This is a genomic window from Nitrospirota bacterium, assembly GCA_016207885.1.
Taxonomy (GTDB): Bacteria; Nitrospirota; Thermodesulfovibrionia; order UBA6902; family UBA6902; genus JACQZG01.
The window spans coordinates 1-7,009 of record JACQZE010000002.1 but is presented as its reverse complement, the minus strand read 5'-3'; the positions used below and the strand labels follow the sequence as shown (position 1 = coordinate 7,009).

The 7,009-nt window shown below is 45.1% G+C and carries 7 protein-coding genes; all 7 read right to left on the bottom strand.

Features of this window, described 5'->3' with window-relative positions; translation table 11 throughout:
- Positions 1 to 431: 431 nt before the first annotated feature.
- The 7 genes from cas2 to cas8c all read right to left on the bottom strand — a co-directional run bounded on the left by cas2 (position 432) and on the right by cas8c (position 6,912).
- Positions 432 to 719, bottom strand: a complete 288-nt coding sequence (gene cas2 / locus HY807_00060; GenBank protein MBI4824803.1) for a CRISPR-associated endonuclease Cas2 — start codon at positions 717 to 719, stop codon at positions 432 to 434.
- Between the two features lie 73 nt (positions 720 to 792).
- Positions 793 to 1,656 carry a type I-C CRISPR-associated endonuclease Cas1 gene (gene cas1c, locus HY807_00055; protein MBI4824802.1) on the bottom strand — a complete coding sequence of 288 codons (864 nt, stop codon included), beginning with the start codon at positions 1,654 to 1,656 and terminating at the stop codon, positions 793 to 795.
- Between the two features lie 181 nt (positions 1,657 to 1,837).
- The gene (locus HY807_00050; GenBank protein MBI4824801.1) at positions 1,838 to 2,893 is read right to left on the bottom strand and encodes a virulence RhuM family protein; all 1,056 of its coding nucleotides are present in this window, start codon (positions 2,891 to 2,893) and stop codon (positions 1,838 to 1,840) included.
- 75 nt (positions 2,894 to 2,968) lie between these two features.
- Complete coding sequence (gene cas4 / locus HY807_00045) at positions 2,969 to 3,610, bottom strand: CRISPR-associated protein Cas4 (GenBank protein ID MBI4824800.1); 642 nt, start codon at positions 3,608 to 3,610, stop codon at positions 2,969 to 2,971.
- Between the two features lie 7 nt (positions 3,611 to 3,617).
- Complete coding sequence (locus tag HY807_00040) at positions 3,618 to 4,190, bottom strand: four helix bundle protein (GenBank protein ID MBI4824799.1); 573 nt, start codon at positions 4,188 to 4,190, stop codon at positions 3,618 to 3,620.
- 18 nt (positions 4,191 to 4,208) lie between these two features.
- Positions 4,209 to 5,120, bottom strand: coding sequence for a type I-C CRISPR-associated protein Cas7/Csd2 (cas7c, locus tag HY807_00035; protein ID MBI4824798.1), 912 nt, complete (start codon positions 5,118 to 5,120; stop codon positions 4,209 to 4,211).
- Between the two features lie 28 nt (positions 5,121 to 5,148).
- Positions 5,149 to 6,912, bottom strand: a complete 1,764-nt coding sequence (gene cas8c / locus HY807_00030) for a type I-C CRISPR-associated protein Cas8c/Csd1 (GenBank protein MBI4824797.1) — start codon at positions 6,910 to 6,912, stop codon at positions 5,149 to 5,151.
- Positions 6,913 to 7,009 lie beyond the last annotated feature (97 nt).

The window sequence follows — 7,009 nt, the reverse complement described above, 5'->3', positions numbered from 1 at the left end:
ACTGGAGGCCGGTGATGTTTCAATCCACGCTCCCTCGCGGGGAGCGACTAAGCGAGCCGCGTATTCGCCCATCATATAAGACGTTTCAATCCACGCTCCCGCGCGGGGAGCGACGAAAGTTCATATATAAGAAATTTCAACACAACAACGTTTCAATCCACGCTCCCGCGCGGGGAGCGACCGATATTGTTAATAATCTGGTAACCTGTTATCCGTTTCAATCCACGCTCCCGCGCGGGGAGCGACATCATTGCAATTAATTTATTTAAAACTAACTACTTATTGCTTTCTTTTTGCGAACTTCTCTTTTCCGCTCTGGCTAATAATAAAGTTATCAAAGAACATTTTGCTTATGGTCATGTTTTATAATCCAATTTCATATCTTGCGAATCTATGCGGAAATGTGTGTGTGCATTAGGTTCGCAAACAATTTAAATAATCAAAGGCCCCTCCTGATCAACGCCTGCTTTCGCCCCGACATGCTCCACTCGATGCTTCCAATTAGAGCCGAGATAATAAAATCTCAGACTGTCTTTTTCAGGATCAATCTCTTCAATCAGTCTCTGTTTTAGAACTGTCAATTGAGCGGGATCAATAATACATTCAAAGACAGAATTCTGAACCCTCTGCCCGTAATCCATACATGCACGCGCCACTCTTCGCAAGCGGCGCTGTCCGCCTTCTTCTATCGAAACGTCATAACTTACAAGTACAAACATAAAATACCTCACATATAACTCCCCCTTCGCCCCCTCTTAGATTAAGAGAGGGTTGGGGGCGTTACTCCAAGAATCACTTCCACACAAACGGCGGATATGCATCCATGTCGCCGCGCAGATACCGCGCCATCAGCAGTGCCTGCGTGTGAAAGAGCAGGCCTATCGTCACCTTTTCATTGAGAAAGGGATGCAATATCTCATCCTGCTTGCGTTTCTGATAGGCAACAAGAACAGTCTTCCTTGTTTCGTCATCCATCAATACGGCCCCGTTTTCTTTCTTTTCAAAACCCTTGTCCTGCACCTGACAAAGATTTATCAGTGAAAGAGTGAGCCGGTCTGCAAGGAACGGCCTGAATTCTTCCATCATATCCAGCGCAAGGCTATACCTTCCCGGCCTGTCTCTGTGCAGAAACCCTACCGCAGGATCAAGCCCCACGGTTTCAAGCGCTGAACGCATATCATGCATAACAATCGTGTATAAAAATGACAGGAGGCAATTCACGTTGTCCAGCGGCGGCCTCCTGTTTCTTTCGTTAAAGGTGAACGCCTCTTTCTGGCTTGTAATGAGATGATCAAAAACGCTGAAGTAGGTATGAGCCGAATCACCCTCAATGCCTCTTATCTCATCCAAAGATATTTTATTCTGCAATCGCCTCAAAGATGAATCAATAAATTTGGATGCAGAATCCACCCTGTCAGCATTTGGCTTGTTCTGATGATCTCTCACAAAACGCTGTAACACGGCTCTACTGTTCAGCAGTTTTCCACTGAGAAAAGATTTTGCAATATCGGCGGATGTCGCAAGGTCATCAGCTTTTCTGTACTGCTCACGCCTCAGAAGGACATTGCCGGACACAGGCCCCTGAACCTTTGCAAGGAATCTCCCGTTTTCTGTGAGAAGGCTTACAGCCACACCGTTCTCAGCGCAAAACCCCATCAGGAACGGACTGCAGCTTACCTGTCCGAAGCAGACAATCCCGCTTGAGATGTTTCTTCATACGTTGTCCTTAGTTGTCATTCCGCACTTGATGCGGAATCCAGTTCTTTTTCTCTGGATTCCCGCCTACGCGGGAATGACGGTATGATGCTTTCATTCTTCTATAATATTCAATAAATGTTTACCTGCTGCGTCCCCGTTTCTTCTTTCTTTCAATAGCTGCTTCTATCTTTTTCAGTTCTTCATCGTCGGCAAGGGCTTCATTTCGCGCCTCGGCTGAGAGCCGGCTACTGTGAAAAATTTCATACTGCTCAAGCGCCAGCCTTTCAGCTATCTCATTGGTTACCTTGCCGGCATTAGTAAGGATGTCCCTCTCATTAAACTGTAGAAAAGCGTCCAGTTTTTCCCGCCAATCGCGCATGAAGACCTGCCTGCGGCGTTTGGCTTGGTCTTCTGCATAATTCAGGTACATTTCAACAATGCGGTTGAGATGCCCGATTTCATTATGATTCAGGTAATTCTTGGCAATGGTCACATCGCCTTTGCGGACTTTTGCGCCTTTCCATGACGTCAATCCCATATTGGGCTTTGAGGCATCCGCCCGTTCAGAAATTATCTCTGCCGCGGTTTTACCGGAAACAGCAAAGTGCAGCTTGTTCTGGACAATGCTGAAAAATTCGAGCGTCTCTTCTGCAGTCGGATCATAATCTGCCGCAAGTTTATAGATGTCCCGTATCTTCTGATAAAAGCGCTTTTCGCTCGACCGGATGTCTCTGATGCGTTCAAGCATCTCGTCAAAGTAATCCGAGCCGATATTATTGACTTCTTTCAGCCGCTCATCGTCCATTGTGAAGCCTTTGATAATGTATTCACGAAGCCGTTGAGTAGCCCATTGACGAAAGCGCGTGGCAACATGAGATTTGATCCTATAGCCCACAGAAATAATTGCGTCTAAATTGTAAAATTGCTGCTTACGCTCTACCTGTCTGTCCCCTTCACTTTGAACTTGTAAGAAATCCTTACAAGTTGCCGAGTCATCCAATTCGCCTTCTTTATAAATGTTTTTAAGGTGGATGGTAATATTTTGAGGAGTTGTCTGGAATAACTCGGCCATAAGCTTCTGAGTCAGCCAGACAGTCTCATCCTGCAGCCGGACTTCAAGCCTGGTTTTGCCGTCCTCCGTCTGATATAAAATAAGTTCGCCTTTCTCAGAAACAGGCTCTTTCTTTTTCTTCATGGGCTTCCTTTCTCCTACTTCACTTGAGCTTTACCAATCTTGTCATTCCGGCTTGTCCGGAATCTTTCAGTGCTGTCATTCCTCCTCAATCGCAGTCAGTAAATATTTACTTGCCTTCCTGCTAACCTTCGGCAAACACAATTCAAGCAAAGAACATTTTTTGCACTTTGCCGAATATTCGGCTTTCGGGGTAATGCCCGATGCGATAAGCTCATGGACCTTTCTCGCTGTTTCTTCTGTCTCGATTCTTAAAGCCTTATCAAAGGCAACATCTTCCCTGCGCCGGGTCTGTCCGTAAAATAGCGCGCCCTCGGTGATTTCGACATTGAGCATTTCTTCAAGGCATATAGCCTGAGCGCAAAGCTGAACCTTATCGCAATCATCGAGCTTCGGCTTTCCGCGTTTGTATTCGACAGGAAAAGGCTGCCACGACCCATCGTCCTTTTTATGGAACTCCACCACATCCGCCTTGCCGATTAACCCGAGTCGAAGAGAACGCATCGGCACACCGTACTCAATGCGAATCTTACCCCTTGATTCCCTGTTTGCCGTATCAACTTTCTCATGCATGATTTTGCCTTCGGCGGTCAGTACATTTTCAGACCACAGTTGCTCAATGTGGATTAATGCACATTGCCGCTCGCAGAAGACAAGATGCTGCAAGGCTGAAAGCTGTATGAGATCGTCTTCAGCGTAATTATAAGTCGTATAAGTCATATGTGATCTATTTCTTTATTCTGCGCGCTTTCGTGCGCGCCGAATAAAGCCTCTCCGTGAATCCGCCCTCATTCAAAAAATCTTTTTCAAGCGCCCTCAACTGCTGATCAAGCAAGTAGTTTGTCTGATGAATCATGCAGATGAGAGCATTAGCCGCCGTTTCCGGCGGCGAAGCCTCAACATAAGTCTTATAAGTCTCGTAAGACCTATCCTTCTGGTAGCAAAGCTTTCTGACTTCACCAGCTTTCAGATTATCTTTTGTCCAGAGAGGCAGCCCTTTCTGCCGCAGAAAATCCTCATAATCAAGCAGCAACTCCTCAAGGCTCGCCCGCGCCACTCCAATAAGCTTCAACTCGGTTTTCTTGGAAGTACCCGATGCCATACTGCCTTCAGCGATATTCTGCTTGCCGCTCCGCGCCGCCTGCACCATCTGGTCATGAGTGCGCGAGCGGATGTTGATGAAGCGGTCGCAAAATACTATTGTAGCGTCATAAACAATCTCCGACATTTTGTAAGACTGTAGCTCCCGATACCCGCCATGCGGCGGGATGAGTTGCGGGTGTTCTTTTGGGTTAGTCATTTGGTGTTGTCCCCTCTTTTAAAGTTTAACGTCTAATATTACTCCCGTCGGCATATCTGCCTGAGTCGGTATAGTGATATTATTCGCATAGTCGCTGAAATCACGGGCAGGTTTATCTGTCGGTGTAATCTTAACCTTGTCAAAGAGTTCATGCGCTGGGGCGCTGCCCAAGCTTGAGTCATGCTTGAATACAATGAGCTTGCGCGTTGCCATCTGCCCGCGCGCCGCTGAATGGTCATGCTCAAACATTTCAAGAAGCCCTTTCCAAAAGAGTGTCAAATCATCTTCGCTAAATCCTGTCTGAGCTGCAAACGAAGCAGAAACAAATCCATGACAGCGATATAGACCATAAGGCAAGGTGAACTTTCGTCCTTGAATACCAATTTGCTCTTCTATTGTTTTTTCCTCAGAACGAGCAGCGCAAACAGTCAGAGCATGTTCAAGAGGAACTACCTGATTAACTGATCGAGCAAAAGTCATTTGTACCGGACCTCTAACTTGTCCAGCATTCGCACCTGTGCTCATTACGGCTCCAAAAGTTCTTACATCATAATATGTCTTACACATATACTGCCGTCCTTTCTCGACTTCGCTGCCTTGAGCGCCGCCTTTGGTTTTACGCTTGTCTCCGTCTTTTTTGTCTGTAGGCGGTTCGTTAAGGTTAATTCCTAATGCTTCATATCCTTCTCTAATATATTTATTGAGTATCGCTTTTTCTTTCACAAAGATATCATAGCCACTCTTGTTCTCATTAGAAAGCTGCACATAATTTCTTACCTTCCTTTTCAAACACACATCAGTCACAAGCCCATGTCCTGTTTCAGGATCAACACGCGGCAGGTTGCCTGCATCAGGGTCACCGTTGGGGTTGCCATCCTTAACGTCAAAGAATAATACAAAGTCATAGCGGTTATTGATTGGATTGCTCATTTTCTATTCCTCCTTAAATTAAGATTAATTAGCTGTTATCTTTCTTTTTGAAAAGATCCTGCCTCTGGTGATAATATCCGATTGCGAAACACCCCTGATCGTCAAGACTGAGATAACCGGGGAAACATGTTTCGGCTTGGATTCCGTCAACAATCTCACCGACCAGTTTATCCAGATTAACGGCTCGCCCTCTGTTATCAAGTTTTGATAGATGATGGTTTTTGAGTTTCATTAAATGCGGGAAGGATGTTACCGGTGTACTGGAAGCAGAACTGTAAAATTTGTCACGTATGGTTGCGTTAATTCCCTCGATTGCCTCCTCCTGAATCTTTTCAAGGACAGCAAATAACCGCCCAAGACGATAGCCAATGTTGGTGTTACTTGTGTCTAATGACATACCTACCTCCTTTGTTTGTTCCGTTTTATAGAATCGTGCATTTCTGACAAGTACGGCTTTAATAAGTGATGCGCGTGGATATGTTATCTCATGCTCTGCCCGAATCCTCCTTACCGCCGAGGATAAAAGCGTCGCAGGATAGGGTGTGCCAGCAAGTATCGCCCTCATGAAATCACCAGCGAGATTAGGCTGAATATTTTCAGGCTTTTCCAATAAAGCTGTTGATTTGAGCAATCGAAACAGAGAAAGATATTCGGAAAAATGTGGAGCATGTTCTATAGAAATGTCTTTAAAGTGTTGCAGTATGTTTGTCGCAACCTCAGCCACTGTTCCAGCATACCAAAAGCGAATAGCTATTCGAGCTGCATTTGGTGAGAGTCCGAGAACATAGAACTGATTTAAATTCCACGCTACAGGCGGGGCTCCCGTTTTCATAGATTCAAACAAAGCACGTATAGAGGCATTATCCTGATCGGAATCTCCTTTAGCAGGTTCGCCGAAGATATCTGTAAACCAGTCTTCGATCTCATGTTTCTTTTCAGCCCAAAAGACAGTAGTAGTGTCACCTACATAGATTTTCTGACGTGAATCTTTAGCAAGCATATAATTCAGAGCAGTTGTGTAAGCAAAGGCAGCTTGCTTGCTAACGGGAGCATTGTAGCTCTGTTGTTTACCATACGAATCAAATCCCATGTTCTTCTGAAAGGATACGATCTTGGCATTGCTTTTTGCACCTGCTATAGGCGTTCTTGGATGCAATCGGGCAATTGACGCACGTTTGCCAGTAATCATGCAAATACCTTCGACATCACTTGTCACGGGAATGTCGTCATTATCATCGGATTCGATCTCAATAGTTTTTGAAACAAAAGAGCAAACATTTTCATTCTGGCAAATAAGGCGATCCTCTCCGCTAATCTGGAAGCTGAGATTACAGCCATTAATCTTCTTGCAGTCTTGCCATAACGGATGATCAAAAACTTTCTTGTAGTATTCTCCCGCATAAAACTGCCTGACAGCCTGAAGTTCAAGGTCTTCTGGAAATGTTTTGACAAGTGTTTGCACTTGAGACATAAAGGTTCCATGCTGCTTCTTAGCCATTTCTTTGTCTTTGTCAGTATCTGACTTGGGATTTTCAAGAACGTAACCATAGTGATCCCATAGAAGATTTGCTGCCTGCCATGCATTCTTCCCTGATCGCGAGTGTTCCTTGGGTACAACAAATTTCCTTGCTATCAGTCTTTTACCGAAAGGAGTTCGAGTATCCTGCAAATTAATGAACTCGCCCTCTTGGTTAATTATGATTAGGAAAGGAATTTCTTTCTGCTCAAATCCTTCTGATGGCAACACATCTTTCATTCTATCGTAGTAATTGTAGAGAGCTTGCAAAATCACGGTCTCACCTCCTTTTCATCAATCTTCATGCGTCCGTTATCGAGGCTTGCTCTGAAGAAACGGGCAGTAGGTTCTTTGCCTTTATAGTCCATGTCGT